Below are 19,571 nucleotides of genomic sequence, written 5' to 3'. Positions count from 1 at the left end.
TACAAATGTTACATCTCAAGTTACCTACAGATCCAAGATGGGTAAATATTGTAGAAAAAAACATTGAAGAAATCCTTACAGATCATGCGTATTGCGAGCAAAAAGCAGCTTCATCTGCCATTTCTTTTATTATTGGTTTTCCAGAATATTCAGAACTTGTGTCAGAAATGAGTGATCTTGCTCAAGAAGAAATGAGTCATTTTAAAATGGTGCATGATATTATGAGAGAACGCGGTCTGTCATTAGGTCGTGAGCGTAAAGATCCCTATGTGCACAAACTTCGTTTTTATTTCCCGAAAGGGGGAAATCGTGTAGAAAGCCTTATCAATAGATTACTTGTAGCTGGTCTCATAGAAGCAAGAAGCTGTGAACGTTTCCGCTTACTTTCTGAAGAATTAGAAGACAAAAAATTGGCACGCTTCTATAAAAAATTAATGATCAGTGAAGCTGGACATTATGCTATGTTTTTACGTTTTGCTCGCCAATATGGAGATCGTAAAGTCGTGGATGCAAAATGGCAAGAACTCCTTGATTTTGAAGCGCAAGTAATGAAAGGCCTAAGTAATACAGAAACCATACACGGATAATATCAAAATACAAATAACAAAAAATCCTAGTCAAAACGATTAGGATTTTTTGTTATTCTATGATAATGAATACACTTATAAGCGATATCCTATACTTAGTGTAAAATAACTATTCTTACCTTCTGTATTTGTCAAAACAGTATCTCTATTAGCCTCGTTGCTATTTTCAGAAAACATAGGTAACTCAATAGCGGCATCGTCTTCAAAAACCTCTGTAAATCCTACAGTATAACGTGCTTCTATAAAAATATTATCCGTAAACTGATAGCCTAAACCTCCAAATCCCGCAAACTCAAAGCTTGAAAAATTATCAGATTGCTCAAAAGCAGATATTTTTAATCCAACTTGAGGCCCTGCATTTATAAATAATTTATTCAAATTAATTTTAAGTGCTAATGGTAATTGAAGATACTCATAACGTAATCCTTCAAACTTATTCCCTTGAGAAGAATATGCGAATTCTGGCTGAAAACTCAAACGCTCGTTGATTGGAATTTCTGCAAAAAACGCTGCCGTAAATCCTATTCTACTCTCGTCTATAGATGAAGAATTATCTTGTGTTGGTGTGCCACCACTTATATTTACGACATCAAATGAGAAACTATTAATCTGACTTACGTTTACCCCTAATTTGAAACCATATCCTATACCCTGTCCATGCGATAATGAACAGCAAAGCATTACCAAAATGCTAGATAATAATGTAATTTTTTTCATAATATTCAAGTATTATACGTTGTTATAAATAGCTGTGCTATGTTTATCAAGACTACGTTTTTACAACTAAAGTATTTATCTTCCGTGTGAAAGATACACTCTTTTGGGGATTTTATAAAAAAAAAGTAAAGAAGCATGGCTATTCATCTTTGAATGTTAAAAAAACATCGATTAATGACCAAGAATAATTATATGTTGAAGACAAAAGCTTCTATTTTGATTTATATAGGCTTTTAATAATACCATCAGACAATCCTATACTAGGCACAATAATTTGTTCTGCACGAGACCATTTCATAGTACGTAAATATATCTGAAGCGCTGGAATAATCACATCGGCTCTATCAGGATTAAGACCTAGTTTAACGACACGCTCATCATAACTCAGACTATTTAATTTTTCATGGAAATTTAATAGATTCAAATAAGAAAGTGATTTGCTGGATTTCCTTCCACTCATTTTAATAATCTTATTAATATTCCCTCCAGAACCAATCACGGTTACTTTTGAATATGTCTTGGTTTCATTTGTAATCCATTTTGACATACTTTTCCAAGTAGACTCGCTTACCAGATTATTTAAAATACGCACCGTCCCTATCTTAAAAGATTTCGAAGTTTTTACTTTCCCTTGATCATATAATGTACATTCTGTACTACCTCCCCCTACATCTACATACAGATATACCCTACTTTTTTGAATAATACTATGTAAATCTGTAGCAGCGATAATAGCAGCTTCTTCTTTTCCGTCAATGACTTCTATCTGTATGGTTGTCTTTTCTTTCACCATTTTCACAATGGCATCACCATTTATGGCTTCTCTCATAGCAGAAGTAGCGCATGCTCTATAGTACTTTACTTGATGCGCATTCATAAGTAAGCGAAATGCTTGCATAGCATCCAACATTCTTTGGATATTTTTTTCTGAGATTTCTCCTTTAGTAAAAACATCCTCTCCTAATCGGATAGGGACTCTAATTAATTCATTCTTTCTAAAAAGCGTTGGATGAAGATCTTGTTCAATAACATTGGCAACTAGAAGTCTAATCGCATTCGACCCTATATCAATTGCCGCATATTTCTCAATAGTCAGCATTATTCTTTTAAAGCATTTAGATAATATTGATACGTGGCAAATTGAGATCGTACTTTAGGCTTATCATTTTTAACATACGCATTATCCTGACGTTCGTTAAGTTGTCTTGCCTTTACATTATCATTCCAACAGATATCTAAGGTTTCTAAAATTTCTCGCTTCACATCTTTATCGTATATAGGACAACTTACTTCTACCCTGTTATCTAAGTTACGCGACATCCAGTCTGAAGAAGATATATACACTTTAGCCGTTTCGCCTTTTCCAAAAACATAGACTCTAGGATGCTCTAAAAATCGATCAATCACACTAATCACGCGTATATTCTCGCTTAATCCTGGTACTTCTGGAATCAAGCAACAAATTCCCCTAATCATTAAATCTACTCGAACACCTGCCTGACTAGCCTCATATAATTTATCAATAATAGCATAGTTAGATATACTATTAAGCTTAAGACGTATATACCCTTTGCCGCCTTCTTGTGATTTTTCTATTTCTTCATCTATATGTCGATAAAACGTATTTCTACTATAGTGAGGAGATACTATTAAATGCTTATACTTATTCACAATATAATTAGTGTCAAAAAACACAAAGAGTTTTGACAAATCTTTCAATATATTTTGATCAGCTGTAAAGAGTGTGTAATCTGTGTAAATAGCGGCCGTTTTATGATTAAAATTACCTGTACTTATAAAGCCGTATCTCTTTATTTTTTCATTTTCCTCACGCTCTATCACACATACTTTACTGTGTACTTTTAATCCAGGTACGCCAAAAATAAGCTTGACTCCTTGATTTTCCATTTGCTTGGCATACATCATATTTGACTCTTCATCAAAACGAGCACGCAATTCTATCTGTACCGTAACTTCTTTTCCGTTTTGAGCTGCGTTAATCAGAGCACTTGCAATATGTGACATCTTTGCCAGTCTGTATATGGTGATTTTTATAGACCTCACCTTTGGATCTAACGCTGCCTCTCGTAAAAACTTGATAGTATAGGCAAACGTATGATAAGGTGCGTATTGTAAAAAGTCTTTTTGAGCTACTTTTTCAAACATACTACAATCCAACGTAATCCCTTTTATAGGAAGTGGTTTTTGCTTCGGATATAACAAATCCTTACGCCCTAAACTTGGAAAGCCCATATAGTCTTTACGATTATGATATCTTCCGCCAGGAATGATACTATCATCATTTTCTATATCTAATTTTTTAAGCAAAAAAGTCAACGTCTCGGTCTCTATTGTCTTATCATACACAAAACGTACAGGAGCACCATCTTCCCTACTCTGTACAGATTTTGAAAGTTTCTCTATAAAACTCTTTCCAAGATCAGACTCTATATCAAGCTCTGCATCCCGTGTGATTTTAATCATGTGAGCAGAAATAGACTCATAATCAAAAATACTGAAGAAACTATCTAAATTGTAACGTATAAGATCATCTATCATCATGATACAATCATGATCATCTATTTTAGGCAATACAATAAAACGATCTATACTATTAGGTATTTCAAGTAAGGCATACATAGGAGCCTCTTTACCCTTCATTACCATTTTGATAGTGAGATACGCATCCAAATCTTGTATGCGAGGTAACTCTACATCTTCTCTTAAAATAATCGTCTCTATCGCTGGACTCACTTCTTCTGTAAAGAAATCTTTGATAAATTTTTGATGCTCCTTATTTTTAATTTCCGTTTCATCCAGAATATGAATTCCTTCCGCTTCAAGCTTTTGATAGATATCCTCTAAAATATTTAAGCTCTCTGTCTGCTGTTCTATCACAATATCTGTAATCATAGGCAGCAACTCTTCTGCCGTATACACCCCTAATGCTTTTCTACCTTTACGACCTGCACGTACAATACGACGTACGGTCGCATAACGCACCTTAAAAAACTCATCAAGATTATTAGAAAAAATACCTAAAAAACGCAGCCGTTCTATTAAAGGAACTGTCTCATCAGCTGCTTCTTGCAATACGCGTCCATTAAACTGTAACCAACTTAATTCTCTATTTATATATCTGCTACTCTGCTGTTCGTTCATGCTTTATAATTCTTTAGGTGTACTCGTAAAAATAGTCTTTCCTTGACTCATATCTTTCCAATGATCAATATCAAAAGTAATTGCCGTAAATCCGCACGTAGGGACATTGTCAATATGCTTGTCTCCATAAGTATTTACAACATTAGTCATTGCATTATTATGCCCAAACACCATCAAACAATCAACAGCATCATCACAACTTCGAATCACTTCTACCAAATCCCGTCCATCAAAATCATATAATGTATGGTCAAGTACAATATCTTTTTCTGAAATATCATACGCTTTCGCGAAAAAAAACGAAGTTGTCTTTGCTCGCATCGCATCACTACTCATAATCAGATCTGGCTTTGGCATTGAAGCTGCCACGTGAGCTGCCACTATGGGCGCATCATGCAACCCCCTCTCATTGAGCGGACGTTGATGATCAATCACATCAAATTTCCAACTAGATTTTGCGTGACGTACAAGGTATAGTGTTTTCATATCAAGGTGCTAAACGTTCTTTTATCCATACTGAATTTTCCATTCTATATCGAATTCTATCGTGGAGCCTACTTGGTCTCCCTTGCCAAAATTCGATAGAAACAGGTTGTATTAAATAACCACCCCAATGTGGCGGTCTAGAAATTTCTTGAGATTCATATTTCGCTTTAAGCGCAACCATTTTTTTCTCCAACACCTCACGTCCTTTAATCACAGAACTCTGATCAGAAACCAAAGCCCCTAACTGACTATCTTTTGGACGTGCATTAAAATATCGGTCTGATCGCTCAGTACTTACTTTTTTCACAGTTCCCTTTATAATGATTTGCCGCTCCATACTCGGCCAAAAAAAAGAAATCCCAACCTGTGGATGTTTCGCTATACTCTTCCCTTTTTCACTTTCATAATTCGTGTAAAACACAAACCCTTCCTGATCATATTCCTTAAGTAATACAATTCTGGATTTTGGAAAACCATCTTCTCCAAACGTCGCAAGCGTCATAGCATTAGGCTCTTTCACACCTCCATCTTCCTCTATTTCTTTAAACCAAGTCGTAAATTGTTGCATAGGATGCGTACTCATATCTTCTATAAGCAGCTCCCCCTTTGCATACGTTTGCCTAAAAGCATGTAAGTCTCTATTCATGCCCGCTAAGGTACAAGAAAGCAAACAAAGTTAAAAGCAGTAATATATAGTTTCACATAGAATTAACCTACAAAAACTAACGTATAAATAGGGGCATTTACCCCTTGCCTCTAAATACTGACTTTTATAGCTTTACAAGTAAACCAATTTCTTATGAAATCTCAAAGGCATATTCAGCTACATACATATATAATAGGCACCCTTTTATTGCTAAGTATCACAGCCTCTTGCGTAAGTACCCGAGTAGAAGCCAATCCCTATCAAGACAGTGCCGTCAATATAGAATGCCAAAAACAAAATAGTTGGAGTTACTTCTGGGGATTAAAACAAAAACGCGTCAATGCCAACCCTGAAGTAGAAGGTGCCGTCTGCCCGTGCCGCGAGAAAGCGATGTCCTGGGTGGAAACCAAATCTTCTTTGGGAGACTTTTTGCTAAGCCTAGTCACTGTAGGAATCGTAAATCACAGAACCGTTACCTACGGATGTGCAAGAGCACAAGACGGCGAAGGAGGACTTGACGATTAAAAAATATAGTATGATACCAGAAGGACTCGAAAAACTACCGATTCAAGAATGGACCAATAAGCATGAAAACTTTACCCATGACCTTGTCCCTGACACCTCTTTTAAAGTATATAATCCAAGTGGTAGCAGCCGAAGAGAACGTTATCACAAAACCACCAAAAACTTCCAGTGGCTCATCAAACACGCCGTCGATAGTAACATCCGACTCCGCGCAATGGGAAGCGGTTGGTCGTTTACAAAAGTTGGCGTCACCGAAGGAGGGTTGATTGACACGGCTTCTTTAAATTTTTCTTTTCCGCTTACGCGAAAGTACGTAGCAAATGACTACCAGAAACAAGTAGAAGACCTCTACTTCCTACAATGCGGAAGCATTATTTACGAAATCAACAATCGCCTAGCTAGCAAAGATCCTGCAAGATCCATCAAAGCTTCAGGAGCCAGTAATGGACAAACCATTGCAGGCGCACTCTCTACAGGAACCCACGGTGCCGCTTTTGAAGTTGGCGCGATTCAAGATTTTGTGGTAGGTTTACATCTTGTTACAGGTCCTGACGAACACGTTTGGCTGGAGCGAGCCTCCTACCCTGTTGCGGCGCCCGATTTTGTAAATTGGTTAGACGCCAAAATCATAAAAGACGATGCCCTCTTTGAAGCCGCTTTGGTCAGTTTTGGAAGCTTTGGTTTTATACACGGCGTCATGATAGAAACCGAACCTGTTTTCCTACTCGAAGAACATCGCAAAGGAGATATCCCGTATAATGATGTTTTGAAAAAAGCGATGACCCAATTGGATTTTTCAGGATTAAACCTACCTGGCGCAGCACCTAACAAAGAATTATATCACTTTGAAGTCCTTTTCAATCTACACAAGTTTGAAAAAAATAATCCTCAAAAGGGCGCTTTCTTAAAATACATGTACAAGAAACCCTATCAACTTCCATACACACCCGTCGTACGTGATAATAATTTTACCTACGGAGATGACCTCCTAGGCATTATATCTTCTACATTAGATCGGCTAGGAGTCGTTTCTGATCTGTTGATTCCACCGATGGTGAATGTTATGTTTGGACTTGCTTTTGCACCACAACCGCCACAAACAGGAACGATTCGCGAACTTTTCAACTATACGAAGTTCAGAGGGAAAGTTGCTAGTGCCGCCATAGGCATAGACATCGCCGATGCTGCAAAAGTCGTCGAAGAAATCATAGATGTCAATAAAAAATGCCCATTCCCCGGCGGACTTTCCTTACGCTATGTAAAAGGTACCAAAGCGACTTTAGGATTTACCAAATTCCCACACACCTGTGTTCTAGAAATGGATGGCGTCGATAGTAAAGCAGCACGCACTTTCTATGAAGCTGTCTGGAATCGGCTGGAAGAAAAGAATATTCCGTACACCCTCCACTGGGGAAAAATCAACTTTAACCTCAACAAAGCTCGTATCAAAAATATGTATGGCACCTCAAACGTAAATGCGTGGATTGATGCGCGTAACACCTTATTATCAAATGATGTTGCCAAGGTATTCAACAACAAGTTTATAGAACGCTGTGGTTTGGATACAATTCTGGGGGCGATTGTGTAATCCCCTAACCCCCGAAGGGAGAACCAGAAATTTCTTAAAAAACGAAAACAAAAGCTCCTTCCCTCAGCGAGGGAAGGTGGATATATCGAGGAACGAGATATAGACGGAAGGAAGCATTTTATACTTTTCTAAAAACATGTAAAATAGAGTAGTACTCTAATTTAGAGTACTACTCTATTTTTGTGTTGTCTAAATTCTAGATTCTTTTATACGCTTTCGCGAAAGCAAAAAATAGATGACCCAAAAAAGCTTCTTACTTCCTAAAAGGAGATACCAAAAACAGAAACTTCAAAATTTAGGTCTATTCTCTATCAGCGAAGCGGTCTATATTCTAGATTCTTTTATACGCTTTCGCGAAAGCGTAAAATAGAAGAGTAAAAAAGCATCTACCTTCTTAAAAGAAAATACCGAAACAGAAACTTCCTAATATTAGGTCTATTCTCTATCAGCGAAGCGGTCTATACTCTATATTCTATCAGAAAAGCAGTCTATACTCTATATTCTATAAGCAAAGCGATCTATATTCTTTTTCGCGAAAGCGAAAAAAACTTACTTCTTCTTCACAAACCCTTTCTTAATCAGTAAATCGCGTACTTTTTTATTGTGTTTTATAATCCGCATTTGCTCTTCGTAGCTGACATCTTCGTCATCAAATGATGCATCACCGAATTGACCTTCGTAGTTTTCAAGTAATTCTACCTGATCGGTGGCAAGAAAATAGCGTCTATGTTCTGTGTAGCCATTGGCATCTAAAAAATATTCGCAAACATGACCACCGCCATCGTCTTCTGTGATTTTAAAGGAGATGGTAATATTGTTTTTGACAGCGGTAGATCCCGCTACACGATACACACGGTCTGTAAACGTATTTTGTTTGACGAGAAAAAGATTGCGAGGGATTAACAAGTCAAAATGTTCTTGCAATTGTGCCGCTGTTTTCTTGGGGATTGGTTTCTTTTCTTCCATGGTGTGTGTCTTAAATCTTAAAACGTAAATACGTTACCATCATCTGCGAGATGGACATTGGCAAATATAGTCTGTGCCTCTTCTTTAAACGCATTAAGATCTGGATATCTTGTAGAATAATGTCCTAAGATTAGGTTTGCTACGTTTGCTTGTTTTGCAATACTCGCAGCTTGCTTTGCAGTACTGTGTCCTGTGACTTTGCACAAATGCTCGTGACTATCTAAAAATGTGGATTCGTGATACAACACCGTAGCGTTTTGTATTTGATCTGCAATCGCTGGCTTATACGTGGTATCACTACAATACGCATAACTTTTAGGTGGTGGTGGATCAAAGGTGAGTTCGCTATTCGAAACCACCGTTCCGTCATCTAAGGTCATATCACCGCCTTGTTTGATTTTATTGAAATAGGCTTTATCTATATTGAGATTCAGTACGGAATTAATGTCTAGTTTACGAGGTCCTACTTTTTCTTGAAAGTAGTAGCCGTTGGTATAAATACGGTGTTTCAACGGAATGGTTGTGACCGTAACCACATCATCTTCATAGACCACTTGAGGCTCTTTGCTTTTTAACTCTTTAAAATGCAACGGGTAACTGGTAAAGCCTTGTGTCAGCTTCAATTGTAATAAACAGACTTCTTTAATGCCTACAGGTCCATAAATGGTGAGCGGAGCGGTACGTTTTAATAAGCTAAACGTCATAATCACACCCATCAATCCAAAGAAATGATCGCCGTGTAAATGCGAAATAAAAATATGTTTGATGCGGACAAATTTTATTTTATTTCGCCGCAAGGCAACTTGTGTGCCTTCCCCACAATCGATCAGAAATAGATGATTGCGAATCTCCAATACTTGAGATGTAGGATTTTTAAACGCCCCTGGCGCAGCAGCATAACAACCTAAAATGGATACGGTAAGGGAAGTGCTCATGGGATGAATCTGACTAATAGGGGTTGTTTATAATGTATACGCGAAAATATACATATCTGTTTAATAGTTTGTTTTGTTCTGGATATATTTTCATTTCTGAGTAGGCGGAAATCTCACTCTTTCTTACGTGATTAAGAAAAGAAAGAACACTTACCATTTTTAATCAAAACTAATAACACCTTATTTAAAATCCGAATACCCCTTTCCCCGACCCTCGAAGGGTGGGTGTATTCTCTGATATTTTAAGTTCAAGTTATGATTCCTGAATGTTGTTTCGGCTCTCGAAAAGTTGTCGTAAAATGTGAAGTGAAGATTCCGTAGAATTTCGGACTGTCTGAGCGTAGCGAGTTTCTGAAATTCAGGAATAGAACGATACATTTAGACAAGGTTTCGTAAGCCTAGACTTTTTTGTTTCTTTTTTTGGCAATGAAAAAAAGAAAAGAAATAATCGTTTATTATGAGAGTGTATAATGAGATTCCCGCCTTCACGGGAATTAAAAGGGGTTTTAAATCAAAACCCAAGATCCCGCTCGATCTCTTCCATTTGGATGATATCTTCGGCTTCCTGTAGGGTGGGTACCACCACCATTTCATCAGGAATCAGGTCATAATTGATGCCTGTATTGACAAATACAAACGATTTTTTATCCGCACGTTGGTAGTTGGAGAGTCTTAAAAAAGCAATGAGTTGCTCTAATGTCAGCTCGGTATATTGTAACAGATTGATGACTAGGTGATGATCTTCATATTTATCTGGAACGATGCGTTCTAAGTAGGAAGCAAAATCCAATACATCCTGACGCTCGTCTTCGAGAATCGTATAGGTATCTTTTTGTGTAACCTTCATGAGTTATTGTTTGATTTTGGAAGCGAGTAAGTAGATGATTGCCATACGTACTGCGACTCCGTTTTCGACTTGATCTAAGATAATGGCTTGCCCAGAATCGGCAACATCACTGGTGATTTCTACGCCTCTGTTAATCGGACCAGGGTGCATAATCACAATTTCTTTATCCAACGATTCTAATAAGGCTTTATTCACACCATATTGCTGGGTATATTCTCTGGTACTCGGGAAATAACTGATGTCCATACGTTCATTCTGCACACGAAGCATATTCGCTACATCACACCATTGTAATGCTTTGCGTAAGTCTAACTCGACTTCAACACCTAAGCTTTCAATATACTTTGGCATCAAGGTTTTAGGACCACATACTTTCACGTTGGCGCCTTGTAATTTCAGGGCATAAATATTTGACAAGGCAACTCGGCTATGCAGAATATCGCCCACAATGACCACATTTTTACCCGCAACTTCGCCTAAACGTTCGCGGATCGAAAAGCTATCCAATAACGCTTGCGTAGGATGCTCATGCGCGCCATCGCCTGCATTGACTATACTCGCATTGATATGTTTAGAAAGAAATACGCCAGCGCCTGGATTTGGATGTCGCATCACTACCATATCTACTTTCATAGACAGGATATTATTAACCGTATCAATAAGCGTCTCCCCTTTCTTTACCGAAGAAGCCGCTGCCGAAAAATTAATCACATCGGCGCTCAGTCGTTTTTCTGCAAGTTCAAAAGAGAGTTTGGTACGCGTACTATTTTCAAAAAAGAGATTGGCAATCGTAATATCCCGTAAGGAAGGGACTTTTTTAATCGGTCTGTTGATGACCTCCTTAAAATGATCGGCGGTTTTGAAGATCAGTTCAATATCTTCTTTGGTGATGTATTTGATACCTAGTAAATGCTTTACACTTAATTCACTCATCTCCTTACGTATTAATCACATATACAGTGTCTTCGCCTTCATTTTCTACCCAGCTCACTTTAACTTTTTCTTCATTTATCGCATCTACCTGTCGGCCTCTATAATCAGGTTGGATGGGTAAATGTCGGCTAAAACGTCTATCAATCAGACACAATAACTCGACTTCTTCAGGTCGTCCAAAACTTTGTATGGCTGTTAGCGCCGCATTGATACTCCGTCCTGTATACAAGACATCATCAATAAAGACAACTTTTTTATTTTCGACCACAAAGTCGATTTGCGTTTTATTGGCTGCTAATATTTTTTCGCTTCTGCGAAAATCATCTCGGAAGAACGTAATATCTAAATATCCCAACTTGACATTTTCAATCTTGTAGGTATCTGTGAGTAGTTTTTTAATTCGTTCTGCTAGAAAGATACCACGCGGCTGAATGCCAATCAGGACGGTATCAGAAAAGTCTTCGTGATTTTCAATGAGTTGACAAGCCAGTCTATTGAGGATAATATGTACCTCGGTCGCATTAAGTAATACTTTTTGACTCATAGATGATTCCAAAACAATGTTCGGAAAGCAAAGATAGGGAGTTTTTTTCTATTGGCTGTCGCGAAAAGGAATCATGACGTAAGACTAAAGTTTTAGGTTTTTCGCTTTCGCGAAAGGGGTGCAAGAGTCAAGGGAGTCAGTAATCAGGACTTAAAACCTCAAAGGCTGCATACACTAGGTCTTGATTCATGATTCTTGGAGCGTAGCGGTCTTGATTCTTCTTTAATCACAAAAGCTGAACCGCTGAGTCATCTCGACGGTAAGAGAGATTGCACACCTAGCTCACTTAAAAGCTACAAATAAACCCTGCTTACCGTTATGCGATTTCTCGTCGCTCGTACCTCGCTCTGTCGAAATGACGAGTGCAGTCATCTCGACGCTAGGAGAGATCCCACACCTAGCTCAAACTGATGCTACTTACAGATCTCAAAAGCCTTAAAAAAACACTACTCATTCCTATTACCTAATCCATCTCCATTACGGAAACCTGTACCCTACGCTGATAAAAGTTATGTAGGTTAGACAAATTTAAAAGTCGTTTCTAACGGTTATAAACGTTTGTACAAGGTAATCTCAAAATGATTATCATAAAAAACACTTCATAAACAATAAGTTAGCATTCAACTATTGAAAAATATGTGCTAGATTTGTGAGGATACACATGTATTATAAAAATCGTGAGTGTGCGATATAAACAAGTTGTGCATAATGCGGAAATCGTGCTAAAATTGAACATTTGAACTAAAAAAGCCAACGCGCAAACAGCACATTTATTTTTTGCCAACGCGAAATGCCAACGCTGAAAAAATAAAAGAGCTGTTTCTGCCAACGCTCAACACAATTGAATTGAATGATAGAAAGTTCTAAAGTCTTAAAAACTCTAAACACTTCGCCAAGTGTAGAATTGTTGCGTTTACGAAATAGAGATATGATTGTTGAATTTCTAATTGAAGTGTTCTCAAAAAATCAAGTCGTAATTACTTCCGACAAAATTCATACTCAATTAGCAGACTTTTTGGAGTATAAAAAAGTTGAAAATGACGAAGAAAGTGAAATCACTGTCTTTGACACTTATGAAGAGAAAGCTAAAAAATATATTCTCAATTGGACTAATAAAGGTTTCTTAACTAATTATCCTGATGAGCAAGGTGATGTGTACTTTGAACTATCAGCCCATTCCAACAAAGCCATAGACTGGTTAGCGAACTTAAAAAAAGAAGAATTTGTCGGTACTGAATCAAAATTCAACAATATCTTAAATCAATTAAAAGAACTAGTCGAATTTACCAATGAGGATACTGAAAAAAGAATAGAGCTTTTAGAAGAGAAGAAACTGGAAATCGAGCAACAAATTCAACGAATAAAAACAGGTGAAGACGTTAAAGTTTTTGAGGAGTTTGAAATACTTCCACGTTTTAATCAAATCAATCAATCCGCCAAAGAACTACTTTCCGATTTTAAAGAAGTAGAAGATAATTTTAAGGATATTACAAAAGGAATTTACAGAAAACACGCAGATGGTAGTTTAAATAAAAGTGATATTTTGGAATTTACCTTTGACGCTCTTGAAGGACTTAAAGAAAGTCAACAAGGAAAAAGTTTTTATGCGTTTTGGTCTTTCATCTTAAATCCTGAATTACAGAGTAAATGGGAAAGCTTAACCTCAGAGCTCTATAAAACATTAGAAGAAAAATCTATCCCTATTAATGACCCATTCTTAAAAGGAATGAAAAAACACCTTCACTATTCAGGACAAAAAGTATATAAAGCCAACGATAAAATGGCTGATAAGCTAAGCCGAATTATTCGTGAAAGTGAAAGTTCCAAATCTGAACTAACTAAAAGAATAATTCAAGATATTAAAAAAAATCTTGTAGAACTAAACAGTAAAAAACCAAATTCAAATATTTCATTTGAGTTGGAAGATAGTCAAGAAATTAATATCCCATTTGAACGAAAACTAACCTTTGAACAAAAGGAAGAAATAGTTTATTCAGAAAAACCACAAATTGCTGACGAAGACATTACATCTTCCACTCATTTAAGTAAACTGTTTTCTCAATCAATTATTGATAAAGAACTATTAAGAAAAAGAATAAAAAACATTCTTAAAGATAAGTCACAAACAACGGTTTTAGATGTTATTGAAAATTATGGAGGTATTCAAAAAGGTTTACCAGAATTATTTGGATATATTGGTGTTTCAAAAGAATTCAAACATACTATAAACACAGATAAAACTCAGTGTGTGATTTTTGATACCGAAAACAATAAACAGATAACAATACCCGAAATCATTTTGACCAAATGAGCAACTTAGAACAAAGCATTAAACCATATAGCAAAGCAATAGTAAAACTGCTTAAAGGTGTTGTCGAAAGAAACTCAAGCGTATGGGAAGATATTATTAATTATCAAGAACAGATTCAGGAATATTTAGCTCAAATAGGCTTGGAACTCATTGTCAAGAAAGACGATGGGTTTGCATTTGTAAAACAATTTGAAGATAGCGAAGGCAAAACACTTGGATTAATAACAAGACGTCAGATTGGATTTGAAACATCAATAGTTCTATTAGTATTAAGACAAAGTTTAGAAGATTTTGATAGTAATCCTACACAATTAACATCTGAAAAATTTATTACCGATACCGAAATTAAAGATGAATTGGAGCTTTTTTTACAAGAAGGATACAATAAGATGAAATTTCAACAGAAGTTGAATAAATATATTTCAAATGCTGTAGAATTGGGTTTTTTAAAAGAGATTAACAAGAAAGACAACGAAACGAAATATCAAATACATCGAATTATCAAAGAAAAAATAACACTGGATATATTACAGGATTTTAAAAACAAACTACAAGAATATGTTGAGTCTGTTTAGCACAAGTTCTGACACCGCCGGATTCAGACTTCAATATATGGAAGTTTTTAACTGGGGAACATTTGACCAAAATGTATTTAGAATAAATCCACAAGGTCATAACTCACTGTTAACAGGTGCAAATGCATCTGGTAAAAGCACCTATATCGATGCTTTACTAACCTTGATGGTGCCAGCTAAAAGAACTCGATTTTACAATCAATCATCTGGAGTTGAAAAGAAAGGAGACCGAACAGAAGAAACCTACGTTCTTGGACATTATGGCAATATTCAAGAAGAAGGCAAATCTACATCTTCAACTCAAAAACTGCGTGAAACAAACACCTATTCTGTAATCCTTGCTCATTTTCAAAATACAGATGACAAAAAAATAACGTTATTCCAAGTACGTTGGTTTTCAAATAATGAAATGAAAAGGCAATTTGGTATTGCCCACGTTCCTCTTGAAATAGAAAGAGATTTTAGTCAGTTTGATTCTAAAGGTAATTGGAAGAAGCACTTAAACAAAACATACAACGAAAACAGTGTAAAGCGTAGAATAGAATTTTTAAACGGACCAACTGATTATGGCGAAAGAATGTTCCATTTATTTGGTATGCGCTCAATCAAAGCACTAAGTTTATTTAATCAAGTAGTTGGAGTAAAGGTTTTGGAAGATTTAGATGAATTTATAAGGACAAATATGCTGGAAGAGCAAGATGCCGAAACGCAATTCATCCAATTAAAAGAAAGCTTTTTGACACTAATGGGTGCCAAAACCAATATTGAAAAAGCCAAAGAACAGATTACACAACTTACACCAATTAATAACATTGCGAACAATCTAAATGAAATTCAAAAAAACTTACAGCAATTAGAGGATTCAAAAGAAACAGCTGTCTTTTGGTTTGCTAAAAAAGGTGTACAATTAGGCGAAAAAGAATTAGAACGATGCAAGGTTAACTTTGTTCAATTGAACGAAGAGTTAATAGAACTCAGAAATAAAGAAAGTGAATTAAAAAATCAAGAGACAGACTTAACAGTTCAAATAAAATCTGATGAAGTCGGGAGTCAAATAGAGAAACTTAAAGGTGAAATATCAAGGTTAGGAAAAAATAAAGATTTGCGAAGTAAAAAACTTGATGATTATAATAATATTGCTCAAAAGATAAAATTAAAAACAAACCCAAACAATGAAGCATTTACCGAAAACCGTGAAAATGCTAAAAATTTAAAACAAAATACACAACAAAGTATAGATGAAGAAAGTGAAAATCTTCGCTTGCTGAAAAACAAGGCTGATGATTTTGAAACATCCACGGATGAATTAGTAAATACCATTAAGACATTACAAAAAAACAAAAATAATATTGCTGGTCGTGTAGCAGAAATACGAGAAGAATTAGTTGAATATATAGGAGCAACAAAAGAAGAAATTCCATTTATTGGAGAACTTATTCAGATAAAACAAGACGAGCTAGCTTGGGAAGCATCCATTGAAAAGGTACTTCACAATTTTGCATTGCGATTGATTATTCCACCAAAATATTATTCTGAAGTAAACAAGTATGTTAACGGTAATAATTTACGTGGTAGAATCCGTTACGACAAATACGAAGAAGAAGATTATCTCAAAAATTTTCAAAATAAAAATATTAACGAAAAATCTTTGGTTAAGAAAATTAATATTAAAACCAAAACACCATATTACGAATGGATTGAGAGCTATTTGGAAGCGCAGTTTGACTTTGTTTGTGTAGATAATCTTCCAGAATTTGAACGCTATTCAAAAATGGCAATCACGCAAAACGGATTAATAAAATTCAGAAAAGGAAAACACGAAAAAGACGACCGTAAGCATATTTCAAGAAGAGAAAATTACGTTTTGGGTTGGGATAACACCGAAAAGGTTTCTGCTTTGAGAAAAGAACTTAAAAAGCAACAAGTACTTCAAATAGAAAATAAAACTGCTATTTCCGATAAAAAAACTGAAATAAAAAACTTAGGAATATACAGAGATGAATGCCATAATCTATTTTCAAAATTTGACAAATACGATGACATAAACTGGGAAACTTATGCGAACCAAATACAGGAAAAAACAGAGCAGAAAGAAGATTTAGAAAAGACTAATGACAGAGTAAAAAAATTACAAGAGCAGTTAAAGAAAGTACAAGATGATTTAAAGCAACTATCAGAAGTTGAGATTGAAAATAAAGTAATAGAAAAAGGTAAAAAGCAAACAGAAATTGATTCTGTGATTAATACTGTAAATAATAACAAAGCTATCTTTGAGAATTTAGGTGAGATTGTTGTTTCAGAATTCGAGATAAACAATCCTGATTTGGAAGATATTGATTATGCAAATTTTGAAATAGCACGTAAAAATTTTCAGAATAAAAACTCTGAAGAAACATCAGAATTAAACAAACAAAAACAGCGTAACGAAAGAGAAGTTGTCATTAAAATCAATGCTTTTAAACGTCCAACAGAAACTATTTCGAACAAATTCAAGGATTGGCGCTCTGATGTTAATTCACTACCAGATTCTACCAACTTAGAATTTATAGGTGAATACCAGAAGTTTTTAGAAAAGCTAGAAAACGACAACCTTCCAAAATTCGAAAAAAAATTCAACGATTACTTGCAAGAGACTATTACCAATAAAGTAGGCGATTTTAGAATGTTCTTTGAAAATTGGTCTGATTCCATCAAAGAAAACATTGAACATCTTAATGATTCATTGAAAGAAATTGATTTTAAAAATAAACCCAAAACATACATTCAACTGGTCGCACCGAACAAAATCAACGATGAAGTAAAGGAATTTAGAAAATTACTTAATGATGCCATTCCGAATATAAGAGAAGTTGATGCTTCCATTGACGGACGAAAACATCACTTTTATAATCACATAGAGCCTTTAATTTCAAAGCTTGACAAGGAAGAATGGCGTAAAAAAGTAACTGACGTTCGTTCGTGGTACAATTACAAAGCCGAAGAATTTTATAAAGAAAATGACCAAAAGTTTAAAACTTATGAAAATATGGGTCAACTTTCTGGTGGCGAAAAAGCACAACTAACTTACACCATCTTAGGCTCTGCAATAGCATATCAGTTTGGCTTAACTAAAGAAGGTTTACAAAGTGATTCATTTCGCTTTATAGCAATTGATGAAGCCTTTAAAGCTCAAGATGAAGATAAAGCCCGCTATTTGGTTACGCTATGTAAACAACTTCATTTACAATTATTAGTGGTTACACCTAGTGACAATATTCATATAGTAGAAAATGATATTTCTTTTGTACATTTTGTTGAACGAAAAGAAGAAAGGCATTCTTGGCTTTACGATATGCCAATAGAACAATTCAAAAAAGAAAAAGAGAATTATTTAATCAACCAATGATTACGCCACAGGAAATAAGAAAAAAAGCCGAAAGAAAATATATAGATTATCTTAAATCATTGGTTAGTAAAACACCTTTTGATAAACTAATTATTAGAGGAGATAAAAAATATACTAAATCGTCATTACCTGAATTTGAGAAGGAAATAAAAGCAATTGTTAGTCAATCCAAAGAAAAGAATGGCTATGGCTATACTTTAGATTTTCAAAAAGTTAAGACAAAGCATTTAGGTACACAGGATTTACCCATTTCCATATATTTTGAAACAGAACGAGATTTTTTAAAATTTTTGAGCAAACGAAAAGAGGTTGATTTTTTTAAATTAAACGTAAATAAAATAACAAATGTATTCCCAGATTTAGAAGAATGGATAATCAATAAACCTATAAAGGTTATTCAGAATCAGAATAATTGGGATGATATATTAAAAGTATGCCTATACTTTAAACACAGTCCTACACCAAACTTATATATAAGAGAATTACCAATAAAAGTTCACACCAAATTTATAGAGAATAATCAAGGTGTTATTAAAGAGTTGCTCGATATAGTAATTTCCGACTATACCCAAAAAGATAAAAAGCAATTTGAAAAAAGGTTTAATCTAAAATATGCTGAGCCACAAATTCGGTTTAAAGTACTTGACAAAGAAATAAGCCAAAGATTTTTTTCAGGATTAGATGATATTGCTATTCCTATTAGTCAGTTTGAAAACCTTAATTTACCAATTGAAAAGATAATTGTATTTGAAAATAAAACAAATTTTTATACTGCCCTGACACTGCCGAAAATGAACAAAACCATTGCACTTTTTGGAAGCGGATTTAGTGTTTCTAACTTAAAAAATGTGGAATGGTTCAATCGTAAAAAATTACTTTATTGGGGTGATATAGACGTTCAAGGCTTTGAAATATTATCTCAGTTTAGAGGGTATTTTCCTAATGTAAAGAGCATCTTTATGGACGAGGAAACATTTGAAAAGTTTTTTGAAAAAGATTACGGTACGATTTCAAAAGTTTTGACACAACTTAATCTAACTGAAAAAGAGCAAATGCTATACGATATTTTAAAAGAAAACAACTGGCGTCTTGAACAGGAGAAAATTCCGATTGACTATGTGAATTCTTATTTTGAGAAAGAATATGCCAATGCTTGAGCCATACACATTTACAATTCGCATCAGCCAACGCTACGCCGAAAATTGCAAAAGAGTATGTCTCGCCAACGCTCAATCCGAACCAAATAACAAACATCGGAAACCAAACTGAACGTAAAAAGCACTATGCACAATCGAGTAGACGGGTGACGGTCAGATAACCGCCACTGCGCCTCTCACACCACCGTACATACGGGTCTCGTATAC

17 protein-coding genes are annotated in these 19,571 nt (G+C 35.3%); 7 read left to right on the top strand and 10 right to left on the bottom strand.

What is annotated here, in order from left to right:
* Nucleotides 1-5: 5 nt before the first annotated feature.
* Complete coding sequence (locus Q0505_RS14035) at nucleotides 6-587, top strand: tRNA-(ms[2]io[6]A)-hydroxylase (protein ID WP_299213996.1); 582 nt, start codon at nucleotides 6-8, stop codon at nucleotides 585-587.
* 75 nt (nucleotides 588-662) lie between these two features.
* On the opposite strand, the gene Q0505_RS14030 is transcribed toward Q0505_RS14035, so the two are convergent.
* From Q0505_RS14030 to pdxH, 5 genes are all read right to left on the bottom strand, one after another.
* Nucleotides 663-1,304 carry a porin family protein gene (locus Q0505_RS14030; protein WP_299213965.1) on the bottom strand — a complete coding sequence of 214 codons (642 nt, stop codon included), beginning with the start codon at nucleotides 1,302-1,304 and terminating at the stop codon, nucleotides 663-665.
* Between the two features lie 211 nt (nucleotides 1,305-1,515).
* A complete protein-coding gene (locus Q0505_RS14025; protein ID WP_299213961.1) occupies nucleotides 1,516-2,403 on the bottom strand; it encodes a rod shape-determining protein in 888 nt (295 codons plus the stop codon).
* A complete protein-coding gene (gene ppk1, locus Q0505_RS14020) occupies nucleotides 2,403-4,466 on the bottom strand; it encodes a polyphosphate kinase 1 (RefSeq protein ID WP_299213958.1) in 2,064 nt (687 codons plus the stop codon). The genes Q0505_RS14025 and ppk1 overlap by 1 nt, the downstream gene beginning before the upstream one ends.
* Nucleotides 4,467-4,469: 3 nt before the next feature.
* On the bottom strand, nucleotides 4,470-4,952 hold the full coding sequence (locus Q0505_RS14015) for a histidine phosphatase family protein (protein ID WP_299213956.1): 483 nt from the start codon (nucleotides 4,950-4,952) through the stop codon (nucleotides 4,470-4,472).
* Nucleotide 4,953: 1 nt separating this feature from the next.
* Nucleotides 4,954-5,598, bottom strand: coding sequence for a pyridoxamine 5'-phosphate oxidase (gene pdxH, locus Q0505_RS14010; protein ID WP_299213953.1), 645 nt, complete (start codon nucleotides 5,596-5,598; stop codon nucleotides 4,954-4,956).
* Nucleotides 5,599-5,751: 153 nt separating this feature from the next.
* On the opposite strand from pdxH, the gene Q0505_RS14005 reads away from it, so the two are divergent.
* The gene (locus tag Q0505_RS14005) at nucleotides 5,752-6,123 is read left to right on the top strand and encodes a hypothetical protein (protein ID WP_299213950.1); all 372 of its coding nucleotides are present in this window, start codon (nucleotides 5,752-5,754) and stop codon (nucleotides 6,121-6,123) included.
* Between the two features lie 10 nt (nucleotides 6,124-6,133).
* Nucleotides 6,134-7,711 carry an FAD-binding protein gene (locus Q0505_RS14000; RefSeq protein ID WP_299213947.1) on the top strand — a complete coding sequence of 526 codons (1,578 nt, stop codon included), beginning with the start codon at nucleotides 6,134-6,136 and terminating at the stop codon, nucleotides 7,709-7,711.
* Nucleotides 7,712-8,260: 549 nt separating this feature from the next.
* Here Q0505_RS14000 and Q0505_RS13995 read toward each other — a convergent pair.
* The 5 genes from Q0505_RS13995 to pyrR all read right to left on the bottom strand — a co-directional run bounded on the left by Q0505_RS13995 (nucleotide 8,261) and on the right by pyrR (nucleotide 11,936).
* Nucleotides 8,261-8,677, bottom strand: coding sequence for a hypothetical protein (locus Q0505_RS13995; RefSeq protein WP_299213944.1), 417 nt, complete (start codon nucleotides 8,675-8,677; stop codon nucleotides 8,261-8,263).
* A gap of 17 nt (nucleotides 8,678-8,694) precedes the next feature.
* Nucleotides 8,695-9,612 (bottom strand): ribonuclease Z, encoded by a 918-nt coding sequence (locus tag Q0505_RS13990; protein ID WP_299213941.1) that lies wholly within the window; start codon nucleotides 9,610-9,612, stop codon nucleotides 8,695-8,697.
* Nucleotides 9,613-10,123: 511 nt separating this feature from the next.
* Nucleotides 10,124-10,459 (bottom strand): ribonuclease Z, encoded by a 336-nt coding sequence (locus tag Q0505_RS13985; RefSeq protein WP_299213938.1) that lies wholly within the window; start codon nucleotides 10,457-10,459, stop codon nucleotides 10,124-10,126.
* Nucleotides 10,460-10,462: 3 nt separating this feature from the next.
* Complete coding sequence (locus tag Q0505_RS13980) at nucleotides 10,463-11,392, bottom strand: aspartate carbamoyltransferase catalytic subunit (RefSeq protein ID WP_299213935.1); 930 nt, start codon at nucleotides 11,390-11,392, stop codon at nucleotides 10,463-10,465.
* 4 nt (nucleotides 11,393-11,396) lie between these two features.
* Nucleotides 11,397-11,936 (bottom strand): bifunctional pyr operon transcriptional regulator/uracil phosphoribosyltransferase PyrR, encoded by a 540-nt coding sequence (gene pyrR / locus Q0505_RS13975; protein WP_299213932.1) that lies wholly within the window; start codon nucleotides 11,934-11,936, stop codon nucleotides 11,397-11,399.
* 850 nt (nucleotides 11,937-12,786) lie between these two features.
* Between pyrR and Q0505_RS13970 the strand changes: the two genes are divergently transcribed.
* From Q0505_RS13970 to Q0505_RS13955, 4 genes are read left to right on the top strand one after another with little or no spacing between them, the layout of a single operon-like run.
* Nucleotides 12,787-14,247, top strand: a complete 1,461-nt coding sequence (locus Q0505_RS13970; RefSeq protein ID WP_299213929.1) for a DUF3375 domain-containing protein — start codon at nucleotides 12,787-12,789, stop codon at nucleotides 14,245-14,247.
* Complete coding sequence (locus Q0505_RS13965; RefSeq protein ID WP_299213926.1) at nucleotides 14,244-14,822, top strand: DUF4194 domain-containing protein; 579 nt, start codon at nucleotides 14,244-14,246, stop codon at nucleotides 14,820-14,822. The genes Q0505_RS13970 and Q0505_RS13965 overlap by 4 nt, the downstream gene beginning before the upstream one ends.
* A 37-nt stretch (nucleotides 14,823-14,859) precedes the next feature.
* Nucleotides 14,860-18,207, top strand: coding sequence for an SbcC/MukB-like Walker B domain-containing protein (locus tag Q0505_RS13960; RefSeq protein ID WP_299213924.1), 3,348 nt, complete (start codon nucleotides 14,860-14,862; stop codon nucleotides 18,205-18,207).
* Nucleotides 18,204-19,364, top strand: coding sequence for a Wadjet anti-phage system protein JetD domain-containing protein (locus Q0505_RS13955; protein WP_299213922.1), 1,161 nt, complete (start codon nucleotides 18,204-18,206; stop codon nucleotides 19,362-19,364). Before Q0505_RS13960 ends, Q0505_RS13955 begins: the two co-directional genes overlap by 4 nt.
* Nucleotides 19,365-19,571 lie beyond the last annotated feature (207 nt).

The sequence above is a fragment of the uncultured Dokdonia sp. genome, from assembly GCF_937910895.1.
Lineage (GTDB): Bacteria > Bacteroidota > Bacteroidia > Flavobacteriales > Flavobacteriaceae > Dokdonia.
Note: the sequence above shows the minus strand (reverse complement) of the source record. Positions and strands in the feature narration are given on the sequence as shown.

Bases quoted from the DNA above. Each gene is read 5' to 3' on its own strand.
- Q0505_RS14035 (WP_299213996.1), top strand. From the start codon at position 6: ATGTTACATCTCAAGTTACCTACAGATCCAAGATGGGTAAATATTGTA.
- Q0505_RS14030 (WP_299213965.1), bottom strand. From the start codon at position 1,304: ATGAAAAAAATTACATTATTATCTAGCATTTTGGTAATGCTTTGCTGT.
- Q0505_RS14025 (WP_299213961.1), bottom strand. From the start codon at position 2,403: ATGCTGACTATTGAGAAATATGCGGCAATTGATATAGGGTCGAATGCG.
- ppk1 (WP_299213958.1), bottom strand. From the start codon at position 4,466: ATGAACGAACAGCAGAGTAGCAGATATATAAATAGAGAATTAAGTTGG.
- Q0505_RS14015 (WP_299213956.1), bottom strand. From the start codon at position 4,952: ATGAAAACACTATACCTTGTACGTCACGCAAAATCTAGTTGGAAATTT.
- pdxH (WP_299213953.1), bottom strand. From the start codon at position 5,598: ATGAATAGAGACTTACATGCTTTTAGGCAAACGTATGCAAAGGGGGAG.
- Q0505_RS14005 (WP_299213950.1), top strand. From the start codon at position 5,752: ATGAAATCTCAAAGGCATATTCAGCTACATACATATATAATAGGCACC.
- Q0505_RS14000 (WP_299213947.1), top strand. From the start codon at position 6,134: ATGATACCAGAAGGACTCGAAAAACTACCGATTCAAGAATGGACCAAT.
- Q0505_RS13995 (WP_299213944.1), bottom strand. From the start codon at position 8,677: ATGGAAGAAAAGAAACCAATCCCCAAGAAAACAGCGGCACAATTGCAA.
- Q0505_RS13990 (WP_299213941.1), bottom strand. From the start codon at position 9,612: ATGAGCACTTCCCTTACCGTATCCATTTTAGGTTGTTATGCTGCTGCG.
- Q0505_RS13985 (WP_299213938.1), bottom strand. From the start codon at position 10,459: ATGAAGGTTACACAAAAAGATACCTATACGATTCTCGAAGACGAGCGT.
- Q0505_RS13980 (WP_299213935.1), bottom strand. From the start codon at position 11,392: ATGAGTGAATTAAGTGTAAAGCATTTACTAGGTATCAAATACATCACC.
- pyrR (WP_299213932.1), bottom strand. From the start codon at position 11,936: ATGAGTCAAAAAGTATTACTTAATGCGACCGAGGTACATATTATCCTC.
- Q0505_RS13970 (WP_299213929.1), top strand. From the start codon at position 12,787: ATGATAGAAAGTTCTAAAGTCTTAAAAACTCTAAACACTTCGCCAAGT.
- Q0505_RS13965 (WP_299213926.1), top strand. From the start codon at position 14,244: ATGAGCAACTTAGAACAAAGCATTAAACCATATAGCAAAGCAATAGTA.
- Q0505_RS13960 (WP_299213924.1), top strand. From the start codon at position 14,860: ATGGAAGTTTTTAACTGGGGAACATTTGACCAAAATGTATTTAGAATA.
- Q0505_RS13955 (WP_299213922.1), top strand. From the start codon at position 18,204: ATGATTACGCCACAGGAAATAAGAAAAAAAGCCGAAAGAAAATATATA.